The 297-nt window shown below is 34.0% G+C and carries 1 pseudogene; it reads left to right on the top strand.

Annotation, left to right across the window (positions count from 1 at the left end):
• Positions 1 to 297 (top strand): annotated as a pseudogene (locus TY19_RS15745) (hypothetical protein); the annotation flags it as partial.

The following is a 297-nucleotide window of genomic DNA, read 5'->3' as shown; positions in this document are numbered from 1 at the left end:
TACCGCTTTAAAAACAACAGCTGTTCAAACAATTGAAGAGCTAATGCAAAAGCATAAAGCAGACATACAAAAGCATAAAGCAGAGAGGCAGGAGTATAAGGCAGAGATGAAAAAAATGATTGGTGATTATGAACAGTTTTTAAAAGATTTTAGACCTCTTGCGCGTGAGACAATAGAAAATCTAAATAGAAGTGCTAATGTTTTACAGCAATGCTCTGTACTTGAAGGTAAAAATTCCGCTTTGGAAAAAGAAGTTAAAAATTTACAAGACATGGGTATAGCAGATAGATTAGTGAC

It is taken from the genome of Candidatus Protochlamydia sp. R18 (genome assembly GCF_000648255.1).
GTDB classification, from domain to species: domain Bacteria; phylum Chlamydiota; class Chlamydiia; order Chlamydiales; family Parachlamydiaceae; genus Protochlamydia; species Protochlamydia amoebophila.
This window is presented reverse-complemented; position numbering and strand designations above follow the sequence as displayed.